Here is a 26,310-nt window from a genome sequence, read left to right on the forward strand (position 1 = left end):
AGGGTAGGCCCATGACACAGGACGCCTTTGCCGAAGCCCCCATGCTGTTCGATACGGACGAAGCGCCAGCGCAGCCGTTGCCGACGGGTCGTTTACCCTCCTACATCAAAGACCATCGTAAGCGGCTGCGCGAACGGTTCATGTCTGGCGGCTCGGCCGCGATGCCGGATTACGAGCTGCTGGAGCTGGTGTTGTTCCGGTCGATCCCTCGACAGGATGTGAAACCGCTGGCCCGGGCGCTGATGGACACCTTTGGTGATTTCAACCGAGTGCTGACCGCGCCCGAGGAACGGTTGCGGCAGATCAAGGGCGTTGGCGATACCGTAATCACCGATCTGAAAATCCTTGAGGCTTGTGCACATCGCATGGCCCGCGCACGGGTGATGCAGCGGCATGTGATCGCGGGCTGGGATGCGCTGCTGGATTATTGTCATACAACGATGGCCCATCGCGAGATCGAACAGTTTCGCGTGTTTTATCTGGATCGCAAGAACGTTCTGATCGCAGATGAGGAGCAGGCCAAAGGCACCGTAGATCACGTGCCGGTCTATCCGCGAGAGGTGGCGAAACGGGCGCTGGAACTGAACGCTTCGGCGCTGATACTGGTGCATAATCATCCATCTGGTGATCCAACACCCTCACAGTCAGATATCGACATGACCAACCGGATACAGGACGCCTGTTCGGCCTTGGGGCTAACCCTGCATGATCACCTGATCATCGGCAAATCGACTGAACTGAGTTTCCGATCCGAGGGCTATCTGTGACCTCTATTGCACCCAGATTTCGACCCTGCGGTTGGTCTTTCGACCCCATTCGGTGTCGTCACAGGCCATTGGCATGGCCTCACCGAATCCGTCCACCGATATCTCGACGCTGTCGGTCACGGTTGTTTCCACTGCGGCCAGAACGGCGTTACGCACCGTTTGAGCGCGCAGTTTTGCGATCCGGGCGTTTCCTGCAGCCGGGCCATGGCCATCGCTGAACCCGACAAATGTCAGTTTGCGCGCATCGAACGCCCCCGATTCCAACGCCTGCGCCAGCTGAAGGATGTTTGACCGTGACTGAGCATCCGGACGTGACGACCCAGGCTCGAACCGGAAGGAAAGAGATAGCCTTGCCATGGGGCGCAGGGTTTCGACCATGCGTTGCAGCTCTTCCAGCCCAACCTCGCCTGCTCCGGTGGTAATAGCATTAGCAAGGCGGTTCCCTTGTAGCCCAAGTTCTACGGTTTCCGGGAACTGATCCACAAAGCCAGCATCGCGAATGACGGGCTGCGCCTGATCGCCTTGCACGTAAGCCAGAAACTGCCGTGCGATGCGGGGTAGACGGTGCGCGGGAAGATACAGAAACATTGGCGAGGTCAGCGGGTAATCCTCGGTCTTGATCGCTTGCCGTGTTGCCGCCAGCGCGTGACCGCACCCCCCGGCAAGGGGTAAGGCCCGTGTGTTGCCGATATCTGCTTGGCTGGCGATGCCGATTGCAAAGGGATCCCTGCCCACGGCCCGCACCAAAGCCCGGTTGCGGGTATGACGGCTCGAAGGGCCGGGTGCGTCGACTTTGACGGGTTTCAACAGGTAAGAATCGATCGCCTGCGCCAAACCTGAACCCGCTTCGGGCAGGTGAACGGCAATTGGAGCGTCCGGGCCGCCAAGCTCTGACCAGTTGTCAATTTCGCCGGACAGGATGCGGGCCAGATCATTCGGGGAAATCTGTCGGACAGGGTTTTCGTCTGCCACAACCGGCACCATCGCATCCAGCGCCAGAACCCGAGACCTGCGGGCACGGCTCAGATCACCCAACCCGGCATCTTGCGCGGCTTCAATCTCGTCCGGGCGCACCTCGCGCAGGGCCATTACGATGTCGGCATCACCCAGGGTCAGATCAGTGAATCCCTGATCGGTGGTGCCGACGCGAAACCATAGACGTGCCAATGGTGCCGGGCGATCCGGTTGATGCAGTTCGTAAACGAAACCGAATGCGCTGTCCTGAACCGGCGTGGCGGTCAGCCCTTCCTGCCGGGCAAATCCAACCACCAGGGCCGGTAGCAGTTTCTCGGCCATGACCGAGGAACCGGACAAGGTGATCTCGGCCACAAAATCGGTCAGGCTGGGGCAGGCAATCCCATCGCAGGTCACGCCTGAGCCATCGACAGTCAGCTCGCCAAACTGCGTCTCAACACGGTAGAATTCACCGTCGAATCCCAGAAGATTGCCGGTGATCTCGACCTTGCCATCATGCGAGGTCAGGGTGATGTCCTGCGCTGTCGCACCACCCGCCAAAGCCGCGCAGATCAGCGCGGCGGTCGCCACTTTTGGGAATGCCATGGAACGTTCGAGCCTGCCTGCCGTTTTATTTGGCGGCGATTGTCAGGTCTTCCAGCAGATTATTCAACACCAGAAACTCACCAGCCTTGGAACAGTCGGGCAGTGTCAGTGTCAGGTCACGCGAGCTGAGCGGGCTGTCGCCGTGCAGGTGCAGGGCCTGGACACTCAGATCGCTGCCGCAGTTGGCGGCGGTTACCTCGGCCTCGACGCTCAGGTCGATTGTGCCAGAGGTTGCATTGGTGCTGCTGGGGAAGGAATAGATTTGTACATTCCGCGCCTTTGCCATTTCTGGCTGGCCGAGATGCACGATTGTGCCAGCGCCATCCGTATCCGTTCCGGTCCAGACATGGCCGACCTGGCCGTAGCTTGCGCCAAACTCAAGCGCATGCAATTGCAAATCGGTCTCTCCCTGCCATTGCAGTGCAACCCGGTCGAAATTCGCGATATCAGGAGTGTGAGTGGTGGCAACTGTGCCGGTCTGATCATCAAGTGAAATCAGAAAAATCGCGTATTCGGATAGGGTCGGAACCGTCATGGTCAACGCTCCATCAGCGTCGGTCATGGCGGTGAAGGTCAAGCCGCTGTGGTGAATCTCGACCGTCGAGGATTCGTGACAGGGGGCTTTGATCTTCAGCTCTGCGTTGGCACCCTGAACGGCTGTCGCTCGGGCGCTTAATGGGCAATGTGAACCGGGATTGGGCTGTATGCGTGCCAGAGACGTGGTTGATGCCGAAATGCCGGTCTTGCCGTTGGTCGGGCCGGTTGCTGACGTCAGCACAATGGCTTCGATCCCCGGCAAGACGGATGCCTGACCAGCGGTCGCAACCTGTTCGGTTCCCGCTACAGCTTTGCTTTGTGACGCCGGGCCGTACTGCATCAAATAGCCAATGGCCAAAGCGCAGGCAACGGTACCACCAGTGGTCACGTAGTTTCTTACGACAAACAAGACACCCTCCCCAGTTGAAGGAGCGAGTCGGACTTTTATTAACAATCAAGGCTTATTTGTGGCAGGCAGGCGGAGTCATTGTGTTCCGGTGCGGGCCGCCTCAGGTCAGGCGGCCATGGCAGTGCTTGAATTTCTTGCCCGAACCGCAGGGGCAGAGGTCATTGCGCTTTGGGTTCCCCCAGGTGCTTGGGTCATTCTCGTCAAAACCGGGTAGGGCGTCGCCCGAGGCTTCGGCCTCGGCCACAGCTTCGGCGCGGTTCGTGGCTTGCTCAACCGCCTTCTGAGTCTGAGCCTGTTGCGCGGCCATCTGCGCCAGCATTTCCTTTTGTTCTTCCTCGGTCAAAGGGCGCACGCGGGACAGTTGCTGTGTCACGGTTTCACGCAGGCTGTCCAGCATGCCTTCAAACAGTTGGAAGCTTTCGTTCTTGTATTCGTTCAGCGGGTCGCGCTGGGCATAGCCCCGGAAGGCCACCACGGAACGCAGATGTTCCAGCGTCAGCAGGTGCTCGCGCCATTTGCTGTCGATGGTTTGCAGCAGAACCTGCTTTTCGATGTTGCGCATGTTTTCGGGGCCAAAAGCCACTGCTTTCTGCGCCATCATCTCATCAGCCGCCTTAACCAGCCGTTCGCGGATCTGTTCATCATCGACGCCTTCTTCGGCGGCCCAATCCTGAACTGCGGCGTCAATAGTCAGCTTGTCCTTGACCGCTTCGTGCAGGCCCTCGGTATCCCATTGATCGGCATAGGTTTTCGGCGGCATGTATTCGTCGATCAGATCGTCGATCACCTGTTCGCGCATGTCCGACACGATCTCGGACAGGTCATCTGTGGACATGATATCGCGTCGCTGGCTGAAGACCACTTTTCGCTGGTCATTCATCACATCATCGAATTTCAGAACGTTCTTGCGCATGTCAAAGTTGCGGCCTTCAACCTTGGACTGCGCGCGCTCCAGCGATTTGTTCACCCAGGGGTGGATGATCGCCTCGCCTTCTTTCATGCCCAGCGTGGTCAGCACTTTGTCCAGCCGTTCCGAGCCGAAGATGCGCATCAGGTCATCTTCCAGGCTCAGGTAGAACACGGTTTTTCCGGGATCACCCTGACGGCCCGAACGCCCGCGCAACTGGTTGTCGATGCGGCGGCTTTCGTGGCGTTCCGAGGCCATCACATACAGACCACCGGCCTCCAGCACTTTCTGTTTTTCTTCCGAGTGCTTGGCCTCTTCCGCAGCGCGAAGCTCGGCCGGATCGGCCTCGGGGTTTTCTGCCAGCGCCTGCAGAACCTTCATCTCGACATTGCCGCCCAGCTGAATATCAGTCCCGCGACCGGCCATGTTGGTGGCGATGGTCACCGCGCCCAAACGGCCTGCATCGGCGACGATCTGCGCCTCTTGCTCGTGCTGGCGGGCGTTCAGAACGTTGTGTTCGATATTCTCTTTGGTCAGCAACTGGCTCAGCAGTTCGGACTTCTCGATTGAGGTGGTGCCCAGCAGAACGGGCTGGCCCTTTTCCTGGGCTTTCTTGGTCTGCTGGATCATTGCGTCGTATTTCTCGACGGCGGTACGATAGACCTGATCGTCCTTGTCCACGCGCGCAATTGGTTTGTTGGTTGGAACCTCGACCACGCCCAAGCCGTAGATTTCGGCGAATTCCTCGGCCTCGGTCAGCGCGGTGCCGGTCATGCCGCCCAGTTTGTCATACAGGCGGAAATAGTTCTGGAACGTGACACTGGCCATTGTCACGTTCTCGGGCTGAATCTGCACGCCTTCCTTCGCCTCGATGGCTTGATGCAGGCCTTCGGACAAGCGGCGTCCGGGCATCATCCGGCCGGTGAATTCGTCGATCAGAACCACGTTCCCGTCGCGCACGATATAGTCCTTGTCGCGTTGGAAAAGCTTATGCGCGCGCAGGCCTTGATTGACATGGTGCACCACCGTGGTGCTTTCCGGGTCGTACAGCGAATGACCCTCGGGGATCAGGCCCGCCGCGATCAATTGCTGCTCAAGAAAATCATTGCCCTCATCGGTGAAGGTCACGTTTCTGGCTTTTTCGTCCACGGTGAAGTGATCGTCACCGAGCGATGGGATCACAGCGTCGATGGCGGTATAAAGGTCTGACCGGTCCTGTGACGGGCCGGAAATGATCAGGGGCGTCCGCGCTTCGTCGATCAGGATCGAATCCACCTCATCGACGATGGCGTAGTTGTGGTGCTTCTGATAGACCGTCTCAAGATCGGCCTTCATGTTGTCACGCAGATAATCGAAGCCCAGCTCGTTGTTCGTGGCATAGGTGATGTCGCTGGAATAAGCGGCCATCTTCTCGGCATCGGGCTGGCCCGACCAGATCACGCCGGTGGTCATGCCCACGGCGCCGAAAACCTTGCCCATCCATTCCGCGTCACGCTTGGCCAGGTATTCGTTGACCGTCACGATGTGAACGCCCTTGCCGGTCAGAGCATTCAGGTAGGCGGGCAGGGTGGCGACCAGAGTCTTACCCTCACCCGTTTTCATTTCCGAGATGTTGCCCTGATGCAGGAACACACCGCCCATCAGCTGGACGTCAAAGGCGCGCAGACCCAAAGCGCGCTTGCCGCCTTCGCGCACGTTGGCAAAAGCTTCGGGCAGCAGGGCATCCAGGCTTTCGCCCTCCAGCGCGCGTTTGCGCAGTTCGGCGGTCTTTTCGATCAGGCCCTCGTCAGAGAGTTTTTCGAACTCGGGCTCCAGCGCGTTGATCTTTTCGATCAGGGGGCGGGTCGCCTTGATCTTGCGGTCGTTCGGTGTTCCGAACACCTTTTTCGCGAGCGTTCCGAGTCCCAGCATGTTCACTCCAGCGGATCAGTTCTTGTCTTGGTTGCGACAGGCTTGCCCACCTTGCGCGCAACCCATAGATACGGGGGGTGAAAGGCGGCCCTGTCCAAGGCTTCAAAGCGATGTAAGCGGCAGGTTCTGAAGTGTCAACGCTGCGCCCTGTCGCGGCAAAGAAATAGGATAAATCCATGCCCAAAGGCCTCACTTTTCTGCCATCGCTCGCGCTTGCTGCCGTGATGGCCTTGCCGCTGGCCGCCGAAACCAAGCCTGACGCATCCACGGTTGTTGCGCGCGTAAACGGGGACGAGATCACTCTGGGTCACGTTATCGCCACCATCGCGGCCTTGCCGGCGCAATACCAGCAACTGGAAGACGATGTGCTTTACGACTTCATCGTTGAACAGTTGGTGCAGCAGCAAATGCTCAGCCAGCAGCAAGAGGGGCTGTCGTCGCAGAACGCGCTGACTCTGGAAAACGAAAAACGGTCTTTGCTGGCCGTTCAGTCCATCAACGCGATATCGGATGCCGAGGTCACGGATGAGGCGATTCAGGCAGCCTATGACGCGCAGTTTGCCGAGTTTGTAGGCGAGGATGAATTCAACGCCAGCCACATTCTGGTCGAGACCGAAAAAGAGGCGAACGAGCTTAAAACGCAGTTGGACGAAGGCGTCGATTTCGCTGAACTGGCGAAAGAAAAGTCCACCGGCCCATCTGGCCCCAATGGCGGAGCTTTGGGATGGTTCGGCAAGGGACGCATGGTGCCGGAGTTTGAAGGTGCCGTTGTCGGGCTTGAAAAAGGACAGGTCTCGGACCCGGTTCAAACGCAGTTCGGCTGGCATGTGATCATACTGAACGACAAGCGCAAAACCGAAGCACCCGAGCTTGAGGCTGTTCGCGAGGAGCTGGCGCAGACATTGCAGCAAGAGGCCATTCAGGACCGGATTGACGAATTGATCCAACAGGCGCAAATCGACCGTCCGGCCCTGGAAGGTGTTGGGCCAGAGGTCATTCGCCAAATCGATCTGATTCAGGAGTAACCTCCCGTGGTGACGATCACCAAGGTTTCTCCGCTGGCCCCAGAGGCCTTCCCGGACTTACCCCCAATTGACGGAGTACGGTTCGCAACCGTCGAGGCGGGCGTGCGCTATCAGGGCCGGACGGATGTCATGCTGGCGGTAATGGACCCAGGGACATCCGTGGCCGGAGTCTTCACACGTTCGGCCACCCGCGCCGCGCCGGTTTTGGACTGTCAGGACAAGATTGGCGGGCCAAGTGATGGTCCGGCGGCGATACTGGTAAACTCGGGCAACGCCAACGCGTTCACCGGTCACTACGGTCAAACCTCGGTCGCTGAGGTGACCGGGGCAGTTGCAGAAGCGACCGGCGTTGCTGTCGGGCGGGTTTTTACGTCCTCGACCGGCGTCATTGGAGAACCTCTGCCGCATGACCGCATCATATCGCAGCTTGAGACGTTGAAAGCGGGCCTTAGCCGGCACGCTATCGAAGACGCGGCGCGGGCGATCATGACCACTGACACCTTCCCAAAAGGGGCTTCGGCGCAGGTCGAGATTGACGGTAAAACAGTCTCTATTGCTGGGATTGCCAAGGGCTCGGGCATGATTGCGCCGGATATGGCGACGATGCTGGTCTATATCTTCACCGATGCGCAGGTCGACCAATCCGCCCTGCAGGCGATGCTGGGTGCACAGACGGATCGCACCTTCAACTGCATCACTGTGGATAGCGACACTTCGACCTCGGATAGCCTGCTTTTGTGCGCAACCGGAGCCTCGGGCGTCGACGCCACCGGCAACGCCGCCTTTGCACAAGCGCTTGAGACCGTGATGCTGGACCTCGCACAACAGGTCGTGCGCGACGGTGAAGGGGCGACGAAACTCGTCGAAATTCGTGTGACCGGGGCTGCTACGGACGCTGATGCAAAAGTGCATGGGCTGGCCATCGCGAACTCTCCTTTGGTCAAAACCGCCGTCGCGGGCGAGGACCCGAACTGGGGCCGCATCGTTATGGCCATCGGCAAATCCGGCGCGGCGGCGGATCGCGACCGTCTGAGCATTTCCTTCGGAGATATTCTGGTGGCCGAAAAAGGTTGGGTCAGCCCTGATTACCGCGAAGAGAACGCCGCCGCGTATATGAAAGGTGAGAGTCTCGTGATCGCGGTCGATCTGGGTCTGGGTGAAGGAAGCTCCACCGTGTGGACCTGCGATCTGACCCACGGCTATATCGAGATCAACGCGGATTACCGTTCATGAAGACAGTGTTAGTGTCTGCCGTGGCTCTGATCGATATCGAGGGCCGCGTATTGCTGGCCCAACGCCCCGAAGGCAAATCCATGGCCGGTCTGTGGGAATTCCCCGGCGGCAAGATCGAACCCGGCGAAACCCCCGAGGCCGCCTTGATCCGCGAATTGCACGAGGAATTGGGCATCGACACCTGGGCCTCATGCCTCGCGCCACTTACCTTTGCCAGCCACAGCTATGATGACTTTCACCTGCTGATGCCGCTGTTCGCCTGCCGCAAGTGGGAGGGCATTCCACAGTCGAAAGAAGGGCAGGCGCTGAAGTGGGTGCGGGCGAATGAGTTGCGGAACTACCCTATGCCCGCGGCGGACGTGCCGTTGATTCCGATTTTGCGGGACTGGTTGTAGTTGCGAGTTGGTGTCAGTGTTGTGGTCATATGTCCGATTTGCGGACGGAGTTAACGTTCAATCTTCAGCGTCCCGTGTCCGCTTTGTGCGCGCCCTGATAACGACGGCACGCAGGAAAGCCACACACTTGGCGGAACCTTTGCTATACAATGGTAGCCCTTTGCCTTGAACACGCGGACGCTGGTCAATAGATCGAACCTACCGTGCGGCGGGTTTTTTTTTAAGTTGGAGCAGCATTGTGAAAAAATGGATATTGATGGCTGCAACCCTGGTTGTTCTCGGCATCTCTGGTGCCGTTGGTTATGGCATCTACAAGGTATATTACAGCCACCCTGGGCGGTTCTCATCAGAGGCCAGTACGGAGGGTTTGAAGCGAACTGTCGAAGGTAACACGCTTATTTCTTATGAACATCCGGCAGCGCGTATCACTTTTCCTCCGGAGTATAAGTATTTAGGTGCCCATAGATTTATTCTCTATGGCACAGTTGAAGCGGAACAATACATGTTTGCGTCCTCGCACCCGGATGGCTCAACACGATCACTGATCAACGTTCAGTTTGAAACAGTTTTACCTGAGTTTGACTGGACTTACGATTATTCCGGCGCGCCGCGCGCAATGCGCATCGGACCATTGGAATTCGATGTGGATGCCGATCCGGTCCGTCGTCACTGGCTGGTCTCCAATGGTTTGCCGGGGACGGATGGAGAACGCTACCACAGTTTTATGGATGAGCGAGGCTTTCCCAAGCCTAAGGACTACATTTGGTCACGATTTGCCTATGTGCCAGTGGGCTCCCCCCGCCATGAGATGCTTATTCTGCATAATAGGGATTTGACATCAATGGGATTGACAGCTCCGTCGTTGCGTCCGGGCGGTGAGAATGCTGAACGCTGGGAAAATCTTCTTGAGGCCCATTTGGAAATGCTGACGCAAAGCATCACAATTGAAGCAATCGAATAATTTTTGCTCAAGGTGCGGACCAGAGTCGCAAACTATTACTGCGGCTCACAAAATAGCACTCCAGGGAAATTTGCCTCAGCTCGATTGTGGACATTCATACACGCCGCAGAAATCGACGGGTTGAGCTCATTGTTGCCACTCCTACAACACCGAAGCAGCACGATCCCCTGACACAGGATGCCGATGCCCGAGCGTACCTCGGGCACCCTGTTCTCAACGCAAAAAACCTACATATTCGGGAAGTAGTCCTCACAGTCCCCATCGCGATAGACATCTGCCGTGCAGCAATGCAGCCCGCCGCCAAAGGCGTAGGCGTCGCGCAGGTCGACTTCGACCACTTCCATGCCCAGCTTGTCCATTTGCTCGGCCTGATAGACCTCGGACTTCTCGACACAGACGGTTTTCGGGTCCAGCACCAGCACGTTCATCGACAGCCAGGTCGAGGAATAGCACAGCGGCGGCGGTGTGTTGTGGGCAGGCTGGGCTGCGTCCACGATCTCCCATCCGTTTTTCTCGAACATGCCGCGCTGATCTTCGGGCAGTCGGCGCTGCGGATTGTTGAGGATCAGGCCCGGGCGCAGAGGCGTAAACGTCGCGTCGATATGGATCGGGTAGGGGTCACCGGGGAAGTTCACCGTGTGGACGCGGTGATCGGGGAAGTGACGGCGCAGCCACTCGATCCCCTTGAGGTTGGTGGTAAAGCCGTGCTGCACCACCAGATCACGGCCAAAGCGCAACACGTCGGCGGCATCGAACAAAGGCTCTTCTTCGGTGGTGACAAAGAACTTCTCAGCCGCCCACTGCAGGCGCTTTTCAACGCCGATCTTGTCGCTCAGGTAGTCGGGGTGGTAATCCGCATCGGTCAGGCGCGGCTTGGGTGCGGCCTCGTGCCGGAAATTCGGGTCTTCGTCCCAATATTGCTGCATCAGCGGGCGATAGTTCAGGTATTCGAACCAGCGGCAGCGGTAGGACATTGTCGCTTCGAGGATTTCGTGCCCGACGGTCAGCAGCACATCGCGCGGAGGCATGCAACCGAACTGACTTTCGGTGTGGAAATCCGGCGTGGTGGCTGGTTGAGAGTGATCAATCGACGTCGGTCGATCCACGCGGACGCCGCGTTTGCACAGCTGGTCCGCGAACGTGTCGAGCAGCTCGTTGGCGCGGTCGATGCTTTCCTGAGGACGACGGCCCCATTGGCCGCGCATGTCGCTGTCTTCCGGCACCTTGGCGTCGAGCGCGGGCTCTTCCGGCGGAATGTGGCAATCATCCGCGCGCCCCACGATGACGTGGCGCAGGGTGTCCCATTCGTTCCAGCTTTTGACTTCGGTTTTGTCGGGGGACCAGGCCATGGCTGTCTCCTGTTTTAACGGAGATCAGGACGGGGCCCTCAATCTCCTGATTGAAAGTCCCGGCGTACAGGATATGGGGTTCGTCGCTGAAATACCTTTGGCGACGCCATCGCCAAAGAGCTTATATGAGAAAGCGGTTGTCAAGCCCGGAGATTTTGGGTTCTAGAGCATTTCGTTTTCCTTCGTTCAGGCGGCCTTGCTGGCTTGGTATTCGGGTCGGAACGTTTCTTTGCAACGGTTGCGCCTTGTGTGCGCTTCACCAAACTTATATCCGGGTGGCTTCCAGCGACGCTGGTACTCTCCCACAATCCCGCGTGCTGCGGGCACAACGTTCCGGAGGTGGGACCCATCTCGGGATCGGCGTCTTTCAGCCTCGTGCCATTACGGTCACACACCGCCCGGTCTCCAGCCCTGCCGCGTCCGGCCAGACTAGATTCTATAGGGTCAGGCGAGTTTTGCCTCAGTGGGAACGAGCCCGGTTTCACAGAAACGCCATAGCGCAATCAGCAGTTTGCGAGCGAGTGCTACAATCATCACCCTGCGCATGCGCCCTTTTGCCCCTGCAGTGCGCTTTTCAAACCACTTGCTGAGCGCGCTATCAGGCTGATATCTAACCCAGCGCCAGGCCATTTGGATCAGGTTTGCGCGGATCCATCCAGGGCCATCGCCGCCGATCCCCTGATCCCGTTCCGTATCGCCACTTGCATGGGGAGTCGGTGCGATCCCAACCCAACCGGCCAGTTCGCGGCGATTGCGGAAGTCTCGGTAGAAGACCTCATTGACCAGCAAAGTGGCATCGTTCGCGCCGATCCCTTTGAGCTGGCTGAGTGTCGCAATCTTTGCGGCCACCTGTTCATCGCTGCCTGCGACCGTATCAGCTATCGCTATCGTTGCGCCCTTGCAGGCAACTTCGTCACGTTCAGCCTCAACCTCCGCAATCTGTTTCTCGGCCAGTTGCATCCGATCCAGAATCCGCAATATTTCCTTGCGGGCCTGTGCAGGGAACGGCGTCCCATAGGCGGTTTTCACCTCATTGAACCGCGCTTCAAAGTCTTTGCTCCGAGGGTCGAGATCGAAGATGCCGTGCAGCTTCAGCAACCCCTTGATCGAGTTTGTTTTAGATGTTCGATCTTTGACCAATCGATTACGTTCTCGAAGCAGACGTTTACGGTCTTCCTGTTCAACATTCGGAACACGCACCTGGCTGAGAACCGAACTGTCGCCTCGATCATGCGCTAACAGCGCCCGCACCATCTTCTTGGCATCGATCCGGTCGGTCTTGCGCTGTTTAGCCTTGCGATTGACCAGCAAGCTGGCCGGATCCAGTACGATTGTCTCAATCGACATGAACTGATCCAGCCAGCGGGCCAACCAGAAGCCTTCATAACCAGCTTCATAGCAGCAAAGGACGCGCACCTGCTGGCCAAGCACTCGCTCTGCCCTGGCCTGTTGTTCTTCGATCAGGGTTTTGAGGGCGTCCGTGTCTGCCGCTGGAAGCACGTGCAGGCCGATCCGATCCCGGGTCGGGCTTTTAATCCCGAACACCCAAGACTTGCGTGATATTTCCACTGCGACGTAGACCGTGTTATTCTCGCCGAAGACTGGTGCTGCGGTGGCGTTTGTGGTGGACATTCGTGTTCTCCTATTCTGTGTTTGACGGCGCGATTTTGGCACCAGTCGCCGCTTTCTCATAGGATCTTGACGGGCCACATAACATTGCTTGTAAGTGTTGGGAAGAAGAGCTTTTGAATGCCTGACCGGCTTGCTTTCTTCACAGCTGTTACAATTCGTAAGAATTGAGAAAACATCAGGCAAAACTTGACGTTGATCTTTTCCGCGTTCCTTATCGGGGCAATGGCGTTCGGGCACCATCCCGGACCCGCCATTTTCGGCCCGGGGAGGGGCCGGATGGGGAGGAGAGACAGATTGGCTCAGACGCAGTCGGGCGCTGAAGGGATGACATCTCTTCCGGCGCTGTTACATCGCAATGCGACCAAGTTCGGGGATGCCCCGGCCTATCGGGAAAAGGAATTCGGGATCTGGCAATGCTGGTCCTGGGCGGAAGCCGCCAAGGAAATCCGGGCTATTGCGCTGGGATTTCTGGAACTTGGTGTTGAGAAGGGCGACCACATCGCCGTCATAGGCCGCAACCGTCCGGCGCATTACTGGTCGATGGTCGCGGCTCAAATGGTGGGTGCGGTGCCTGTGCCTCTGTATCAGGACTCGGTCGCTGAAGAGATGGCCTATGTTCTGGAACATTGCGGTGCGAAATACGTCGTTTGTGGCGATCAGGAGCAGGTCGACAAGGTCATCGAGATTCAGGAAAACCTGCATCAGGTTAAACATATCCTCTACACTGACAAGCGCGGGATGCGGAAATACGACCATTCCCAGATGAACGCGCTTGAGGACATCATGGCCGAAGGCAGCGCCGGTCATGCGCGGTTCGATGCAGAACTGGATAAGCGCATCTCGGAGATCACGTACGATGATACCTGCGTGATGCTTTACACCTCGGGCACCACGGGCAAGCCCAAGGGCGTGGTGCTGTCGAACCGGAATGTCATTGAAAGCGCCAAGAACTCGGCCGAATTCGATCATCTGACCCGGAATGAGGACATCCTGTCCTATCTGCCAATGGCCTGGGTCGGCGATTTCATCTTTTCCATCGGTCAGGCTTATTGGTGCGGTTTCTGCGTGAACTGCCCCGAAAGCGCCGACACGATGATGACCGACCTGCGCGAAATCGGGCCGACCTATTTCTTCGCTCCGCCGCGTGTGTTTGAGACTCAGCTGACCAACGTGATGATCCGGATGGAGGACGCGGGTAAGCTGAAGCAGCGCATGTTCCATCACTTTATGGCCCATGCCAAAAAGGTCGGCGGTCAGTTGCTGGACGGCAAGCCGGTAGGATTTGGCGACAAGGTGAAATACGCGCTGGGCAATCTGCTGGTCTATGGGCCACTCAAGGATACGCTTGGATATGGCCGGTTTCGGGTGGGCTATACGGCGGGTGAGGCGATTGGGCCGGAGATCTTTGATTTCTATCGGTCTTTGGGCATCAATCTAAAGCAGCTCTATGGTCAGACCGAGGCCACGGTATTCATCACCGTACAGCCAGATGGTGAGGTTCGCGCCGACACCGTGGGCGTCCCCGCGCCGGATGTTGAACTGAAAATCGACGACAGTGGCGAGATCCACTACCGCTCGCCTGGGGTGTTCGTTGAGTATTACAACAACCCGGACTCGACGGCCTCGACAAAAGATGCCGAAGGCTGGGTCGCCACCGGAGATGCAGGCTTCATCGAGGAAAACTCGGGCCACTTGCGGATCATCGACCGCGCCAAGGATGTTGGCAAAATGGCTGACGGGTCGATGTTCGCGCCGAAATATGTCGAGAACAAGCTGAAATTCTATCCCGATATCCTTGAGGTGGTGCTGTTTGGAAATGGCAAGGATCGCTGTGTGGCGTTCATCAATATCGACCTGACGGCGGTGGGGAACTGGGCAGAGCGGAACAATGTGGCCTATGCGTCCTATCAGGAACTGGCCGGTCATCCCCGTGTGTTAGAGACGATCAAGGCCCATGTGGAAGCGGTGAACAAATCCGTGGCAGCAGACGAGATGCTGTCAGGCTGTCAGGTGCATCGCTTTGTGGTGCTGCATAAGGAACTGGATGCGGATGACGGCGAGATGACCCGGACCCGCAAGGTGCGTCGCGGATTTGTCGAGGAGAAGTTTAGCGACATCATCGCTGCGCTTTATGACGGGTCGGAAAGTGTATCGACCACGACGGAAGTGACCTATGAGGATGGCCGCAAGGGATCGATTTCGGCGACATTGGAGATTGTGGACGCGCCGGTTGTGCCGGTCGCGCAGCACAAGGTGGCGGCGGAATGAGGAGCCTGACGCGCGCCGCTCGACCTGCGGTCATCGCCCCGCCCGCCATCCCGTTTTTGCGTAAGTCTGGGAGTGACTGATGCTGGATAGTTCAGAAGGATATGTCACCGAAGACGGTCGCAAGATCGGTGGCGTGGTGATGGAGATGAAGAACATCACCCTGCGGTTCGGCGGTGTGGTGGCGATCAAGGATATCTCGTTTGACATCCGCGAGGGCGAGATCCGCGCCATTATCGGGCCGAACGGGGCCGGTAAATCCTCGATGCTGAACGTGATCTCGGGGTTTTACGTGCCACAAGAGGGCGAGGTCTGGTTCCATGGGTCCAAGCGCCCCCCGATGCGGCCCTATGAAGTCGCGCGGCAGGGGATTGCACGGACGTTCCAGAACATCGCCCTGTTCGAAGGGATGAGCGTTCTGGACAACGTTATGACCGGGCGCCTGAGCTTCATGAAAACCAACATCCTGCAGCAGGCCTGGTGGAAGGGTAAAGCTGAGGCCGAAGAGACCGAGAACCGCGAGGCTGTTGAGAAGATCATCGATTTTCTGGAAATCCAGCACATCCGCAAAACGCCGGTGTCCCGCTTGCCTTACGGCTTGAAAAAGCGCGTTGAACTGGCGCGTGCTTTGGCGGCGGAACCGAAGCTGTTGCTGCTGGATGAACCGATGGCCGGGATGAACGTTGAAGAGAAAGAGGACATGAGCCGCTTCATCCTCGACGTGAACGACGAATTCGGAACCACCATTGCGCTGATCGAGCATGACATGGGCGTGGTGATGGATCTGAGCGACCGGGTGGTCGTGATGGATTACGGGCGCAAGATTGGGGATGGAACGCCCGACGAGGTGCGCAACAATCAGGAGGTCATCGACGCCTATCTGGGGGTCAGCCATGACTGATATCCGGACAGATATTTGGGGAGGCGCAGATGCCTGAACAACTCGTATTCGCGATGGAGGTGATCCTCAACGGTCTGATGGCTGGCGTGCTGTATGCTCTGGTCGCGCTGGGCTTTGTGTTGATATACAAAGCTTCTGGGATTTTCAATTACGCCCAAGGAGTTATGGCCCTATTTGCGGCGATGACCTTGGTCGGGATCATGAATGGTCAGGTGCCCTTTGCGCATCTGATCAACGCGATCTTCGGGACTCATGTTCACTATTTCGGCTGGAATGTGCCTGCGCTGCTGGCGATCCTTTTAACGATGGCGGTTATGGTGCTGCTGGCCTGGGCAGTGCAACGCTTTGTCATGCGACATCTGGTCGGGCAGGAGCCGATCATCCTGTTCATGGCGACCATCGGTCTGGCCTATTTCCTTGAGGGTGTGGCCGACCTGATGTGGGGGTCCGAGATCAAGACGCTGGATGTGGGTTTGCCGCAGGGTATCAACCTGTGGATTGACGAAACGACCTTCAACATCTTCGATTACGGCTTCTTCATCGACAATCTGGATATCGTGGCGACGGTCATTGCTGCATTGCTGGTGGCCGCGTTGGTGGCCTTCAGCCAGTACACCAAACAGGGCCGGGCGATGCGCGCGGTGGCTGATGACCATCAGGCGGCGCTGTCAGTTGGAATTTCGCTGAACTTCATCTGGATCATGGTCTGGTCGGTGGCGGGTTTTGTGGCTTTGGTCGCAGGGATCATGTGGGGCACCAAATCGGGGGTGCAGTTTTCGCTGTCGTTGATCGCGCTCAAGGCGCTGCCGGTATTGATGCTGGGCGGGTTCACCTCGATCCCCGGAGCGATCGTTGGCGGGTTGATCATCGGTGTTGGTGAGAAGCTGTTCGAATTCGCCTTGGGGCCTGCGCTGGGCGGCGCAACCGAGAATTGGTTTGCCTACGTACTGGCCTTGATCTTCCTGGTCTTCCGACCGCAGGGCCTGTTCGGCGAGAAGATCATCGAGAGGGTATGATGGAGAAGCTGGAACCCGTTTTCAAAGCTCTGCCCATTGCTCTGTTGATTTATGGGTTGGTCCTTGCGATTGGAGAGAGCTTTGAGGTCAGCATGTCAGCGTCCAGCATGATGTTGGAAGCTGATACCGAATGGCAACTGAGGATGGCGCTGTATGTTGCATACTTGCGAGCGTTGGAACCTCTGTTTTTCTACGGTTCGCTTTCGGCGGTGGTTCACTGGCTGAATAAACGGGCTGTGAGGGTTCCAGCATGACCAAGCTGATCGCCGTCATAAACGTGATTGCTTGGGCCGGGTTCTGGGCTTTTGGCTATATCGCCATCACCTCGGATGATCTGACAGACAGCCAACTGGTCGTGGCGGCGATTCTGGCTTTTGCGGGGCTGGTCATGGGCCTTTTCGCCTACATGAAACTGGTCCGATCCTCCGAGGCCACCGGATACGCCAAAGGCTCAAACCAACTGGACGCCGCGGCCCGGAACCGGGCGCAGGAAGAATGGGGAAAGTAAGATATGTTCTATCGTGAGGCCGGGGATTTCAAAACCTCTTACATCGCCGACAGCCAGACTTTCCCGATCAAGTTTGACCGGTATCGCTACTACGTCGTGCTGGCCGTGGCGTTTGGGATCATCCCGTTCCTGATCAATGATTACTGGGCCAATGCCCTGCTGCTGCCCTTCCTGATCTATGCGATTGCGGCGATCGGGTTGAACATTTTGGTGGGGTATTGCGGGCAGGTCTCGCTGGGTACGGGCGGGTTCATGGCTGTGGGGGCCTATGCCTGTTACAAACTGATGACGGCTTTCCCGGATGTCAGCATGTTCATCCACGTCCTTCTCGCAGGTGGAATCACAGCCTTTGTGGGCGTTCTGTTCGGCCTGCCGAGCCTTCGGATCAAAGGCTTCTATCTGGCTGTGGCGACGCTGGCGGCGCAGTTCTTCCTTGTATGGCTGTTCAACCGGGTGCCGTGGTTTTACAACTATTCCGCTTCGGGTCAGATCAACGCGCCGGAACGGGACGTGTTCGGCATCATCATCACCGGCCCGAATGCTCCGGCCTGGGCGACCTATCTGTTCTGCCTGATCTTCCTGACCGTCAGCGCGATCATTGCGCGCAATCTGACGCGCGGCACCACAGGCCGGACCTGGATGGCGATCCGTGACATGGACATCGCCGCCGAGATTATCGGGGTGAACCCTCTCAGGGCCAAGCTCACTGCGTTTGCTGTCAGCTCGTTCTTTGTCGGTATCTCGGGGGCATTGTTCTTTGCGGTCTATCTGGGAGCCGTCGAAGTGGGTGAGGTGTTTGGCATCCAGAAATCATTCCTGGTGCTATTCATGGTCATTATCGGCGGGTTAGGTTCGATTTTCGGCTCATTCGCCGGGGCGGCTTTCCTGGTGTTGCTGCCGGTTGTCCTGAAGCTGCTTGGCGTCGATCTGCTGGGCTGGCCCACGGATATCGTCGCGCACCTGAACCTCGTGATCGTGGGCGCGTTGATCATCATGTTCCTGATCCTCGAACCGCACGGGCTGGCTCAGCTGTGGCGCGTGGCAAAAGAGAAACTCAGACTCTGGCCGTTCCCGCACTAAGGGGCCGGTCCAATCAAAAGACGGGTGGAAAGCCCGAAACCCAACATCGGATCAACCAAGGGAGGAGACACCCGATGATGAATAAGAAACTGGCAACCCTGGCGCTGGGCGCCGTGATGGCCGCAGGTCCGGTCATGGCCGACCTTGTGTTCCCGTCGCTCAGCTACCGGACTGGCCCTTATGCGGCGGGCGGTATTCCGTTTGCGGACGGCTATGCCGATTATTTCACCTTGCTGAACGAACGCGATGGCGGCATCGGGGGTGTTCCGACCCGCGTGGTCGAATGCGAAACCGGCTACAACACTGAAAAAGGTGTGGAATGCTATGAATCAACCAAAGGCGAAGGCGCGCTTGTCTATCAGCCGCTGTCGACCGGGATTACCTATCAATTGATCCCAAAAGTCACGGCCGACGGCATCCCCCTGCACACGATGGGTTATGGCCGGACCTCGGCTGCGAATGGCAAGGTGTTCAGCCATGTGTTCAACTATCCGGCCAACTATTGGAACGGTGCCTCGGGCGCGATCAACTATCTGCTGGATGAAAACGGCGGGGACCTGAACGGCAAGAAAATCGCGCTGGTCTACCACAACTCGGCTTACGGCAAGGAACCGATCCGCACGTTGGAGACGCTGGCCGAAAAGCACGGCTATGACCTGACCCTGCTGCCCGTCGACCACCCCGGTCAGGAGCAGAAGTCGCAATGGCTGCAGATCCGCCGTGAAAAGCCCGACTATGTGATCATGTGGGGCTGGGGCGTGATGAACCAGGTTGCAGTGCAAGAGGCCGCCAATATCCGCTTTCCGATGGAGAACTTCATTGGCGTCTGGTGGTCGGGTGCTGAATTCGACGTTGAGCCTGCTGGCGACAAAGCCACCGGTTACAAGGCGCTGACGTTCACCGGCCTCGGCAAGGATTATCCCGTCTATGACGATCTACAGAAATATGTTGTGGATGCGGGCAAAGCCGCGGGCGCGGGCGATCAGCTGGGTACGGTTCAGTACAATCGTGGTCTCTATGCCGCGATGCTGGCAGCCGAGGCGGTGAAGACTGCGCAGGACATGCACGGCACTGCCGAGATCGACGCGTCGATGATGCGCGACGGCATGGAAGCGCTGGAGATCACCAACGCCAAGATGGAAGGGCTGGGTATGTCCGGTTTCGGGCCCGAGTTCGCGGTCAGCTGTGACAACCACGGTGGCCCCGGTCTGGTCGGTGTTGTCCAATGGGATGCTGCGGCTGGGACATGGAATTCGATCCAGGATTTCAAGCCGACCGATGTCGAGGTCATCAATGCCTTGATCGACGAAGACTCGGGTGCCTACGCGGCCGAGAACAATATCTCGCAGCGCTGCGAATAAGCAACTTGTGCCCCGGACTTTCCGGGGTGCCCTAAAAACCGGAGCGGCGGTTGCGCTGCCGCTCCTTACGGACAGCCCCAAATGGGGCAGGCATGAGGACACGCGCTGATGCTGGATGCGGCTCAAACCACCGACGTGCAGGCGGACACCCTGCTTGAGGTCAACAATATCGAGGTGATCTACAACCACGTGATCCTCGTGCTGAAAGGCGTCAGCCTGACTGTGCCCAAGGGCGGCATCACAGCCTTGCTGGGTGGCAATGGTGCGGGTAAGACAACGACACTCAAGGCGGTGTCGAACCTGTTGCATTCGGAACGAGGCGAGGTCACCAAAGGCTCGATCAGGTATCGTGGTGAAAGCGTGCATGAAAGCGACCCGGCCGATCTGGTGGAAAAGGGCGTCATTCAGGTGATGGAAGGCCGCCACTGTTTCGAACACCTCACGGTCGAGGAGAACCTGCTGACCGGTGCCTATACCCGCAAGGATGGCAACGCGGCGATTCAGCAGGACCTTGAGCTGGTGTACTCCTACTTTCCGCGTTTGGCCGAGCGTCGTAAATCGCAGGCAGGCTATACCTCGGGCGGGGAACAGCAGATGGTGGCGATGGGACGCGCGCTGATGTCGCGGCCCGAGACGATCCTGCTGGACGAACCCTCGATGGGTTTGGCCCCGCAGTTGGTCGAAGAAATCTTCGGCATCGTGAAGGACCTGAACGAGAAAGAAGGCGTGTCTTTCCTGTTGGCTGAACAGAATACAAATGTGGCTCTAAGGTTCGCCCACTATGGTTATATTCTGGAATCGGGCCGTGTGGTGATGGACGGCCCAGCCGCCGAATTGCGCGAGAATCCGGACGTTAAGGAATTTTACCTCGGCATGTCGGACGAGGGCCGCAAGAGCTTTCGCGACGTGCGCTCATACCGCCGCCGTAAGAGATGGCTGTAAGCGGTGGAGGATTTGGCGATGACTTTCTATGACACCCTCGAGACCCGATCAGCCGACCAACGTACAAGCGACCAGGCTGCGGCGCTGCGCGAGCAGTTGAAACGTGTGACATGTGCCCCCGGGTTTGCGTCACATCTAGCTGGTTTAGACACTGATTCAGTCCAATCTGCGGATGATCTTACCGCCCTGCCGGTGCTGCGTAAATCTGACCTGATCAAGGCGCAAACCGAACGCGCGCCGTTTGGCGGGTTTACCACCAAACCCGCGCGGCATTTCCACCATGTGTTTCAGTCACCGGGCCCGATCTACGAACCCGGCGGCACCGATCACGACTGGTGGCGCATGGGGCGCTTCCTGCATGCGGCGGGTGTCGTCGCCGGAGATATCGTACAGAACTGTTTCGGATATCACCTGACGCCGGCAGGTATGATCTTTGAAAATGGGGCTCGTGCAGTTGGGGCTGCCGTCCTGCCTGCCGGCACCGGCCAGACCGAGTTGCAAGTGACTGCGGCACGGGACGTAGGTTGTACAGCTTATGCAGGCACGCCGGATTATCTGAAAATCATCCTCGACAAGGCTGATGAGATGGGCGTGACGCTGAGTTTCTCCAAGGCCGTTGTGGGGGGTGGGGCCTTGTTCCCCAGTCTGCGACAGGAATACGTCGATCGGGGCATATCCTGCCTGCAATGCTACGCCACTGCCGATCTGGGCAATATCGCCTATGAAAGCGCTGCGATGGAGGGGATGATCATCGACGAACATGTCATCGTCGAGATTGTAACCCCAGGCACCGGAACCCCGGTCGCGCCGGGTGAGGTGGGTGAGGTGGTGGTGACCTCACTCAACCCCGATTATCCGTTGATTCGCTTTGCCACGGGTGATCTTTCGGCGATGATGCCGGGGCAAAGCCCGTGTGGCCGGACAAACGCGCGGATCAGGGGTTGGATGGGTCGCGCCGATCAAACCACAAAGATCAAGGGCATGTTCGTGCGGCCCGAACAGGTGGCGGCACTGGTCGACAAGCATGATGAGATCGTCAAAGCGCGGGTCATTGCGACGCGCGAGGGTGAGATGGATTCGATGACCGTTCAGATCGAAAGCCCCGGTGGCAACGATACGGCCTATGCCAAATCCGTGGTGGAAGTGCTGAAACTGAAAGGCGCGATCGAAGTTGTGGCCCCCGGATCCCTGCCCAAGGACGGGTTGGTGATCGAGGACCAGCGCGTTTACGAGTGATCTGCGGCACAAAGCGCCGAAGAATTGTTGCCACAGCCACTGGCGTTTCTTAGCATTTTAGTCGATTAAAGACTGAATCTGCCGGAATGCCAGTCACAGATCATGGCCGAAGTCGAATATTCAGAACACGGGACGCGCAATCGCGGTGCGCTTGGCACGCGGTTGGTCGGGGGTATCGCCTATGCGGTCGCGGCGGCTTGTCTGTTGCCCATGGTGGCCGTTGTTCTGGCGGCTGTGACCGGCGGTACGGATACGATTTCCCATTTATTAGAGACTGTATTGCCCGGCTACGCGCTGACGACGGCCATTCTGGTGGTGCTTGTGGCAGCAGGAACATTCTCGATCGGAGTAGGTGCTGCATGGCTGGTCACTATGACCCGTTTTCCCGGTGTCAGATTCCTTGAGATCGCTTTGGTTCTGCCTCTGGCCTTTCCGGCCTATGTGCTGGCCTATGCCTATACGTTCATTCTGGATCATCCGGGAATCGTGCAGACAACCCTGCGCGATGTAACCGGCTGGGGGCCGCGCGACTATTGGTTCCCTGAAATCCGCTCGACCGAGGGTGCGGCCGTGATGCTGATCCTTGTTCTTTATCCGTATGTCTATCTGCTGGCCCGTGCCGCGTTTCTGCAGCAAAGCGCCACGGCCTTTCTGGCCGCGCGGGCGCTGGGCAACTCGCCATGGGGTGCTTTTTGGCGCGTCTCTCTGCCGATGGCGCGCCCTGCAATTGCGGGGGGCGTGTTGTTGGCAGTGATGGAAACCATCGCCGACTTTGGCACTGTTGCCTATTTCGGGGTGCAGACATTTGCCACCGGCATCTACACAAGCTGGTTTTCCATGGCTGACAGGGCGGCGGCGGCCCAGCTTGCGCTGTGTTTGCTGGCATTTGCCCTTGTGATGGCGGTCAGTGAACGCACACAACGCGGTAAGGCCAAGTATTATCAGGCCGGCAAACGTCAGGTCATCTTGCCTGCGGCCCAGTTGAAGGGCTGGCAGTCGGTGGCGGCGTTCCTGCTGTGTGCAATTCCCGTGCTGTTCGGGTTTCTGCTACCGGTGGTCATTCTGGTGCAGATGGGGATGGAATCAGAGCAGAATCTACTGTCGACCCGCTATATCGGTTTCATTCGAAACTCGCTGACACTGGCGGGGACGGCGGCCGTGTTGACGGTCTGCGCGGCGATTGCGATTGGGTTCTACCAACGCCTGCGCCCCGGGCGCGGGTCGGCCACAGTGGCCTATCTGGCGCGGCTGGGCTATGCGGTTCCGGGCGGTGTGATCGCGGTTGGGCTGATCGTTCCTTTTGCTGGTTTCGACAACGCGCTGGATGCGTGGATGCGTGAAAACTTTGACATTTCAACAGGTTTGCTGGTCACTGGTTCGATCTGGCTGCTGGTCGCGGCCTATATGGTGCGGTTTCTGGCTGCCGCTCTCAGCGCTTATGAAGGCGGGCAGAGCACAGTTCACGCCAATATGGATGCCGCAGCCCGGTCACTGGGTCAGTCGCCGTTGGGCACTTTGCGGCGGGTGCACCTGCCGATCCTGACACCCTCGCTGCTGACCGCTTTGCTGATCGTGTTTGTCGATGTCATGAAAGAGCTTCCGGCTACTCTGATCATGCGACCCTTCAATTTTGACACTTTGGCGGTGCAGGCGTTCCGGCTGGCGTCGGATGAACGGTTGGAGGGCGCGGCGGTGCCATCGCTGGTCATCCTGGCGGTGGGGTTGTTGCCGGTTATCCTGATTTGCCAGCAGGTCGGGCGGCGTTAAAGGTGGCTCAAATGTGCCACACCGATTTCCACCGGGCTTGATTCAAACGCATTTTCCGGCAAGGCTGGAGGCATGAACATGCAGCCTCCCAGCCGGTTTCCCTCACAATCGGCGCAGATGCCAGTCGCATTTGACCGGCGAGAGATGTCTCAGATTCTGTCCGTCTATGGCCGGATGGTCGCCGCCGGGGAATGGCGGGATTACGGAATTTCCAACCTGAGAGAGATGGCGGTGTTTTCGATCTTTCGACGCACCGCCGAGCATCCGATCTATCGTGTTGAAAAACACCCGCGTCTGCGATTGCGGCAAGGGATGTACTCGGTCGTGGGGATGGACGGGCGGATCCTGAAACGCGGACCCGATCTGCGGACGGTTCTGCGGGTGCTTGAGCGCAAGCTGATCCGCTCGGTTGACCTGGATTAGAGCCTTTTGTGGGCCGTAACCGGCCCGTCGCCCTGTTCTGAGATCCGGGCAATGGCCTGATCCATCGCTTCCAGCGCAACAGCCATGTGATAGGCGTTAGCGTGCAGCAGCAGGTTTTCAGCTGCGACCCAGGCGACATGACCTTTCCAGAACAACAGATCACCGCGCTGTGCCTGGGTCCCCGAAGGCACAGGATTGCCCAGAACCTTTTCCTGATCTCCGCTGTCGCCCGGGCAAGGGACTCCGCAGGCCAGCAGACAGGCTTGCACAAGCCCTGAACAATCCAGCCCGAACCGGCTGTTGCCGCCCCACAGATACGGGGTGCCCAGAAACAGCTCTGCCGCTGCAACCGGGTCGGTCAGGCGGGAATAGGCGGGCACGGCGTGAACTGCGGGGATGAACCCCAAAGAGGTTTCCAAAAACCCTTTTTTTTCGGACAGGGCGCGAATGCGGCTGCCAAAGCTCAGCGATGTCAGATCGGGGCTTTTCAGGTCGGCACGCTCATACGCATGGGTTGAAGCCGCCACAATCCAATGGGTTTGTGGTTCAATCGGACCCAGGTGGTCGGTACGGATCCAGCCGGGGTAGCTGTCCTTTTCTGATGTGATGCGGGTAAAGCCATCGATTTCATCCGCGGCCACGACCGCCTCTCCGTACAGCAATTGCCGATCTCGCGGGCCCTCCGGTTGGCGCAGCAGGTCGGCGACGGGTTCGATCACGCGCATTTGGGTCATAAGCCAAGGACCTCGGGCAGGGCTGCTAACAGGGCACGCGGGCCTTGTCCAAGTCCGCCTTTGCTGCGGCCAGGTTCTTTGCTGCGTTGCCAGGAATAGATGTCAAAATGCACGTATCGGCAGTCGCCCACAAAGCGGCGCAGAAACAGTGCGGCGGTGATCGATCCGGCGAACCCGCCCGACGGCGCGTTGTCCAGATCAGCGATGCCCGGCTCAATCAGGGCCTCGTAGGGTTCGTGAAATGGCATCCGCCAAACCGGATCGGCGGCTTGCCGGGCGGCGCGTGCAAGACTGTCCGCTGTCTGATCGTCATCCGTGTAAAACGGGGCCAGATCAGCCCCCACCGCCACACGCGCGGCGCCGGTCAGGGTTGCCATTGAGATCACCAGGTCCGGTTCGCCTTCCTGCGCCAGCGCCAATGCGTCAGCCAGCACCAGACGCCCTTCGGCGTCGGTGTTGTTGATCTCGACCGTCAGGCCGTTGCGTGCAGTCAGGATGTCACCGGGGCGGAAGGCGTTTCCAGCGACCGCGTTCTCGACCGCCGGGATCAGGACCCGCAATTGCAGCGGGAGGTTCAGCGCCATGATCATGCGCGCCAGACCCAGCACATTGGCTGCCCCGCCCATGTCTTTTTTCATCAGCCCCATGGCGGCCGCCGGTTTCAGGTCCAGCCCGCCCGTGTCGAAACATACGCCTTTACCAACCAGTGTAAGCTTTGGCCCCACGTTGCCCCAATTCATTTCAATCAGACGCGGGGCCTGATCTGCGGCGCGACCAACGGTGTGAATCATGGGGAAGTTCTGCTCTAACAGGCCTTCTCCGGTGATCACATTGCATGAGGCTTCAAACTCCTCGGCCAGTCCCTCGGATGCAGCCTGTAGCTGGTCGGGACCCATGTCAGAGGCCGGAGTGTTGACCAGATCACGGATCAAACCCTCGGCCTGCGCAAGTGCTTCGATCCGCGCGGCGTCGATCCCTTCGGGTGCAATCAAACGAGCCTTGGCAGGTGACTGGACGGCGTACCGGTCAAAGGCGTAACCGGTCAACAACCAGCCCAACGCTTCGGTGGGCGCGGCTTTCTCGGGCAATCCCGAACGGATACGATATGTCCCCTTGGGCAGCGATTCAGCGACCGCGGCCAGCGGAAATCGTTTACGCGCGCGTTTGGCTTTGGTGCCGTAACCGGCCAGTACGCAATCGGCAGAGCCATCGCCGCCGGGTATGATCAGCACCTGCCCCAGAGCTGCGGAAAAACCGTTGGTTGCGATCCATGCGCGAACATGTTCGGGTTGGGTCTCCAGCCAACCTTCCAGATCGGGCTGGGCAATGACGTGCAGATCAAGGGCAGGATCGGAAGGCGGTGCGAAGGACAGGGTCATGGGCGTCTCAAC

General features: G+C 58.4%; 23 protein-coding genes. 16 read left to right on the top strand and 7 right to left on the bottom strand.

What is annotated here, in order from left to right; all coding sequences use genetic code 11:
- Positions 1 to 11 precede the first annotated feature (11 nt).
- Positions 12 to 767, top strand: coding sequence for a RadC family protein (gene radC / locus ACP0GE_RS12040; RefSeq protein WP_424832185.1), 756 nt, complete (start codon positions 12 to 14; stop codon positions 765 to 767).
- Positions 768 to 770: 3 nt separating this feature from the next.
- On the opposite strand, the gene ACP0GE_RS12045 is transcribed toward radC, so the two are convergent.
- From ACP0GE_RS12045 to secA, 3 genes are all read right to left on the bottom strand, one after another.
- Positions 771 to 2,327: a phosphate ABC transporter substrate-binding/OmpA family protein gene (locus ACP0GE_RS12045; RefSeq protein ID WP_424832186.1), complete on the bottom strand. Its 1,557-nt coding sequence runs from the start codon at positions 2,325 to 2,327 to the stop codon at positions 771 to 773.
- 25 nt (positions 2,328 to 2,352) lie between these two features.
- Positions 2,353 to 3,273, bottom strand: coding sequence for a hypothetical protein (locus tag ACP0GE_RS12050; protein ID WP_424832187.1), 921 nt, complete (start codon positions 3,271 to 3,273; stop codon positions 2,353 to 2,355).
- Positions 3,274 to 3,373: 100 nt separating this feature from the next.
- Positions 3,374 to 6,091, bottom strand: coding sequence for a preprotein translocase subunit SecA (gene secA, locus ACP0GE_RS12055; RefSeq protein ID WP_424832188.1), 2,718 nt, complete (start codon positions 6,089 to 6,091; stop codon positions 3,374 to 3,376).
- Between the two features lie 176 nt (positions 6,092 to 6,267).
- On the opposite strand from secA, the gene ACP0GE_RS12060 reads away from it, so the two are divergent.
- The 4 genes from ACP0GE_RS12060 (at position 6,268) to ACP0GE_RS12075 (ending at position 9,705) form a co-directional block, all read left to right on the top strand.
- A complete protein-coding gene (locus ACP0GE_RS12060) occupies positions 6,268 to 7,116 on the top strand; it encodes a peptidylprolyl isomerase (protein ID WP_424832189.1) in 849 nt (282 codons plus the stop codon).
- Positions 7,117 to 7,122: 6 nt separating this feature from the next.
- Entirely contained in the window at positions 7,123 to 8,349 is a 1,227-nt protein-coding gene (gene argJ, locus ACP0GE_RS12065) for a bifunctional glutamate N-acetyltransferase/amino-acid acetyltransferase ArgJ (RefSeq protein ID WP_424832190.1), read from the top strand.
- The gene (gene mutT, locus ACP0GE_RS12070; RefSeq protein ID WP_170411003.1) at positions 8,346 to 8,744 is read left to right on the top strand and encodes an 8-oxo-dGTP diphosphatase MutT; all 399 of its coding nucleotides are present in this window, start codon (positions 8,346 to 8,348) and stop codon (positions 8,742 to 8,744) included. Before argJ ends, mutT begins: the two co-directional genes overlap by 4 nt.
- A gap of 238 nt (positions 8,745 to 8,982) precedes the next feature.
- A complete protein-coding gene (locus ACP0GE_RS12075; RefSeq protein ID WP_424832191.1) occupies positions 8,983 to 9,705 on the top strand; it encodes a hypothetical protein in 723 nt (240 codons plus the stop codon).
- Between the two features lie 227 nt (positions 9,706 to 9,932).
- Here ACP0GE_RS12075 and ACP0GE_RS12080 read toward each other — a convergent pair whose 3' ends face one another.
- Both ACP0GE_RS12080 and ACP0GE_RS12085 read right to left on the bottom strand, forming a co-directional pair.
- Entirely contained in the window at positions 9,933 to 11,054 is a 1,122-nt protein-coding gene (locus ACP0GE_RS12080; protein ID WP_424832192.1) for a serine/threonine protein kinase, read from the bottom strand.
- Between the two features lie 444 nt (positions 11,055 to 11,498).
- Positions 11,499 to 12,686, bottom strand: coding sequence for an IS110 family transposase (locus ACP0GE_RS12085; protein ID WP_424831702.1), 1,188 nt, complete (start codon positions 12,684 to 12,686; stop codon positions 11,499 to 11,501).
- Between the two features lie 324 nt (positions 12,687 to 13,010).
- Here ACP0GE_RS12085 and ACP0GE_RS12090 point away from each other — a divergent pair, with 324 nt between their 5' ends.
- The 11 genes from ACP0GE_RS12090 (at position 13,011) to ACP0GE_RS12140 (ending at position 24,185) form a co-directional block, all read left to right on the top strand.
- The gene (locus ACP0GE_RS12090; RefSeq protein WP_424833847.1) at positions 13,011 to 14,954 is read left to right on the top strand and encodes an AMP-binding protein; all 1,944 of its coding nucleotides are present in this window, start codon (positions 13,011 to 13,013) and stop codon (positions 14,952 to 14,954) included.
- Between the two features lie 79 nt (positions 14,955 to 15,033).
- Entirely contained in the window at positions 15,034 to 15,852 is an 819-nt protein-coding gene (locus ACP0GE_RS12095) for an ABC transporter ATP-binding protein (RefSeq protein WP_424832193.1), read from the top strand.
- Positions 15,853 to 15,881: 29 nt separating this feature from the next.
- The gene (locus tag ACP0GE_RS12100; RefSeq protein WP_424832194.1) at positions 15,882 to 16,868 is read left to right on the top strand and encodes a branched-chain amino acid ABC transporter permease; all 987 of its coding nucleotides are present in this window, start codon (positions 15,882 to 15,884) and stop codon (positions 16,866 to 16,868) included.
- Positions 16,868 to 17,122 carry a hypothetical protein gene (locus tag ACP0GE_RS12105; protein ID WP_424832195.1) on the top strand — a complete coding sequence of 85 codons (255 nt, stop codon included), beginning with the start codon at positions 16,868 to 16,870 and terminating at the stop codon, positions 17,120 to 17,122. The genes ACP0GE_RS12100 and ACP0GE_RS12105 overlap by 1 nt, the downstream gene beginning before the upstream one ends.
- Positions 17,119 to 17,376, top strand: coding sequence for a hypothetical protein (locus tag ACP0GE_RS12110; protein WP_424832196.1), 258 nt, complete (start codon positions 17,119 to 17,121; stop codon positions 17,374 to 17,376). Before ACP0GE_RS12105 ends, ACP0GE_RS12110 begins: the two co-directional genes overlap by 4 nt.
- Positions 17,377 to 17,379: 3 nt before the next feature.
- Complete coding sequence (locus ACP0GE_RS12115; protein WP_424832197.1) at positions 17,380 to 18,456, top strand: branched-chain amino acid ABC transporter permease; 1,077 nt, start codon at positions 17,380 to 17,382, stop codon at positions 18,454 to 18,456.
- A gap of 77 nt (positions 18,457 to 18,533) precedes the next feature.
- The gene (locus ACP0GE_RS12120; protein ID WP_424833848.1) at positions 18,534 to 19,817 is read left to right on the top strand and encodes an ABC transporter substrate-binding protein; all 1,284 of its coding nucleotides are present in this window, start codon (positions 18,534 to 18,536) and stop codon (positions 19,815 to 19,817) included.
- Positions 19,818 to 19,925: 108 nt separating this feature from the next.
- Complete coding sequence (locus tag ACP0GE_RS12125; protein WP_424832198.1) at positions 19,926 to 20,759, top strand: ABC transporter ATP-binding protein; 834 nt, start codon at positions 19,926 to 19,928, stop codon at positions 20,757 to 20,759.
- An 18-nt stretch (positions 20,760 to 20,777) separates the two neighbouring features.
- Positions 20,778 to 21,995, top strand: a complete 1,218-nt coding sequence (locus ACP0GE_RS12130; RefSeq protein WP_424832199.1) for a phenylacetate--CoA ligase family protein — start codon at positions 20,778 to 20,780, stop codon at positions 21,993 to 21,995.
- 102 nt (positions 21,996 to 22,097) lie between these two features.
- Positions 22,098 to 23,762: an ABC transporter permease gene (locus ACP0GE_RS12135; RefSeq protein WP_424832200.1), complete on the top strand. Its 1,665-nt coding sequence runs from the start codon at positions 22,098 to 22,100 to the stop codon at positions 23,760 to 23,762.
- A 72-nt stretch (positions 23,763 to 23,834) separates the two neighbouring features.
- Positions 23,835 to 24,185 carry a DUF2794 domain-containing protein gene (locus tag ACP0GE_RS12140; protein WP_424832201.1) on the top strand — a complete coding sequence of 117 codons (351 nt, stop codon included), beginning with the start codon at positions 23,835 to 23,837 and terminating at the stop codon, positions 24,183 to 24,185.
- Here ACP0GE_RS12140 and ACP0GE_RS12145 read toward each other — a convergent pair.
- A complete protein-coding gene (locus tag ACP0GE_RS12145; protein WP_424832202.1) occupies positions 24,182 to 24,919 on the bottom strand; it encodes an NlpC/P60 family protein in 738 nt (245 codons plus the stop codon). The two genes, ACP0GE_RS12140 and ACP0GE_RS12145, sit on opposite strands and share 4 nt — an antisense overlap.
- Positions 24,916 to 26,298, bottom strand: a complete 1,383-nt coding sequence (locus ACP0GE_RS12150) for a leucyl aminopeptidase family protein (protein WP_424832203.1) — start codon at positions 26,296 to 26,298, stop codon at positions 24,916 to 24,918. The genes ACP0GE_RS12145 and ACP0GE_RS12150 overlap by 4 nt, the downstream gene beginning before the upstream one ends.
- Positions 26,299 to 26,310: the final 12 nt, after the last annotated feature.

It is taken from the genome of Ruegeria sp. (assembly GCF_965243365.1).
Classification (GTDB): Bacteria; Pseudomonadota; Alphaproteobacteria; order Rhodobacterales; family Rhodobacteraceae; genus Ruegeria.

What these genes read in the sequence shown, in the direction of transcription:
- ACP0GE_RS12140 (WP_424832201.1), top strand. Translation starts at nt 23,835, where the DNA reads ATGAACATGCAGCCTCCCAGCCGGTTTCCCTCACAATCGGCGCAGATG.
- secA (WP_424832188.1), bottom strand. Translation starts at nt 6,091, where the DNA reads ATGCTGGGACTCGGAACGCTCGCGAAAAAGGTGTTCGGAACACCGAAC.
- ACP0GE_RS12090 (WP_424833847.1), top strand. Translation starts at nt 13,011, where the DNA reads ATGACATCTCTTCCGGCGCTGTTACATCGCAATGCGACCAAGTTCGGG.
- ACP0GE_RS12145 (WP_424832202.1), bottom strand. Translation starts at nt 24,919, where the DNA reads ATGACCCAAATGCGCGTGATCGAACCCGTCGCCGACCTGCTGCGCCAA.
- ACP0GE_RS12115 (WP_424832197.1), top strand. Translation starts at nt 17,380, where the DNA reads ATGTTCTATCGTGAGGCCGGGGATTTCAAAACCTCTTACATCGCCGAC.
- ACP0GE_RS12060 (WP_424832189.1), top strand. Translation starts at nt 6,268, where the DNA reads ATGCCCAAAGGCCTCACTTTTCTGCCATCGCTCGCGCTTGCTGCCGTG.
- ACP0GE_RS12130 (WP_424832199.1), top strand. Translation starts at nt 20,778, where the DNA reads ATGACTTTCTATGACACCCTCGAGACCCGATCAGCCGACCAACGTACA.
- ACP0GE_RS12125 (WP_424832198.1), top strand. Translation starts at nt 19,926, where the DNA reads ATGCTGGATGCGGCTCAAACCACCGACGTGCAGGCGGACACCCTGCTT.
- radC (WP_424832185.1), top strand. Translation starts at nt 12, where the DNA reads ATGACACAGGACGCCTTTGCCGAAGCCCCCATGCTGTTCGATACGGAC.
- ACP0GE_RS12110 (WP_424832196.1), top strand. Translation starts at nt 17,119, where the DNA reads ATGACCAAGCTGATCGCCGTCATAAACGTGATTGCTTGGGCCGGGTTC.
- ACP0GE_RS12100 (WP_424832194.1), top strand. Translation starts at nt 15,882, where the DNA reads ATGCCTGAACAACTCGTATTCGCGATGGAGGTGATCCTCAACGGTCTG.
- mutT (WP_170411003.1), top strand. Translation starts at nt 8,346, where the DNA reads ATGAAGACAGTGTTAGTGTCTGCCGTGGCTCTGATCGATATCGAGGGC.
- ACP0GE_RS12045 (WP_424832186.1), bottom strand. Translation starts at nt 2,327, where the DNA reads ATGGCATTCCCAAAAGTGGCGACCGCCGCGCTGATCTGCGCGGCTTTG.
- ACP0GE_RS12095 (WP_424832193.1), top strand. Translation starts at nt 15,034, where the DNA reads ATGCTGGATAGTTCAGAAGGATATGTCACCGAAGACGGTCGCAAGATC.
- ACP0GE_RS12085 (WP_424831702.1), bottom strand. Translation starts at nt 12,686, where the DNA reads ATGTCCACCACAAACGCCACCGCAGCACCAGTCTTCGGCGAGAATAAC.
- ACP0GE_RS12080 (WP_424832192.1), bottom strand. Translation starts at nt 11,054, where the DNA reads ATGGCCTGGTCCCCCGACAAAACCGAAGTCAAAAGCTGGAACGAATGG.
- ACP0GE_RS12135 (WP_424832200.1), top strand. Translation starts at nt 22,098, where the DNA reads ATGGCCGAAGTCGAATATTCAGAACACGGGACGCGCAATCGCGGTGCG.
- ACP0GE_RS12105 (WP_424832195.1), top strand. Translation starts at nt 16,868, where the DNA reads ATGGAGAAGCTGGAACCCGTTTTCAAAGCTCTGCCCATTGCTCTGTTG.
- ACP0GE_RS12120 (WP_424833848.1), top strand. Translation starts at nt 18,534, where the DNA reads ATGAATAAGAAACTGGCAACCCTGGCGCTGGGCGCCGTGATGGCCGCA.
- ACP0GE_RS12150 (WP_424832203.1), bottom strand. Translation starts at nt 26,298, where the DNA reads ATGACCCTGTCCTTCGCACCGCCTTCCGATCCTGCCCTTGATCTGCAC.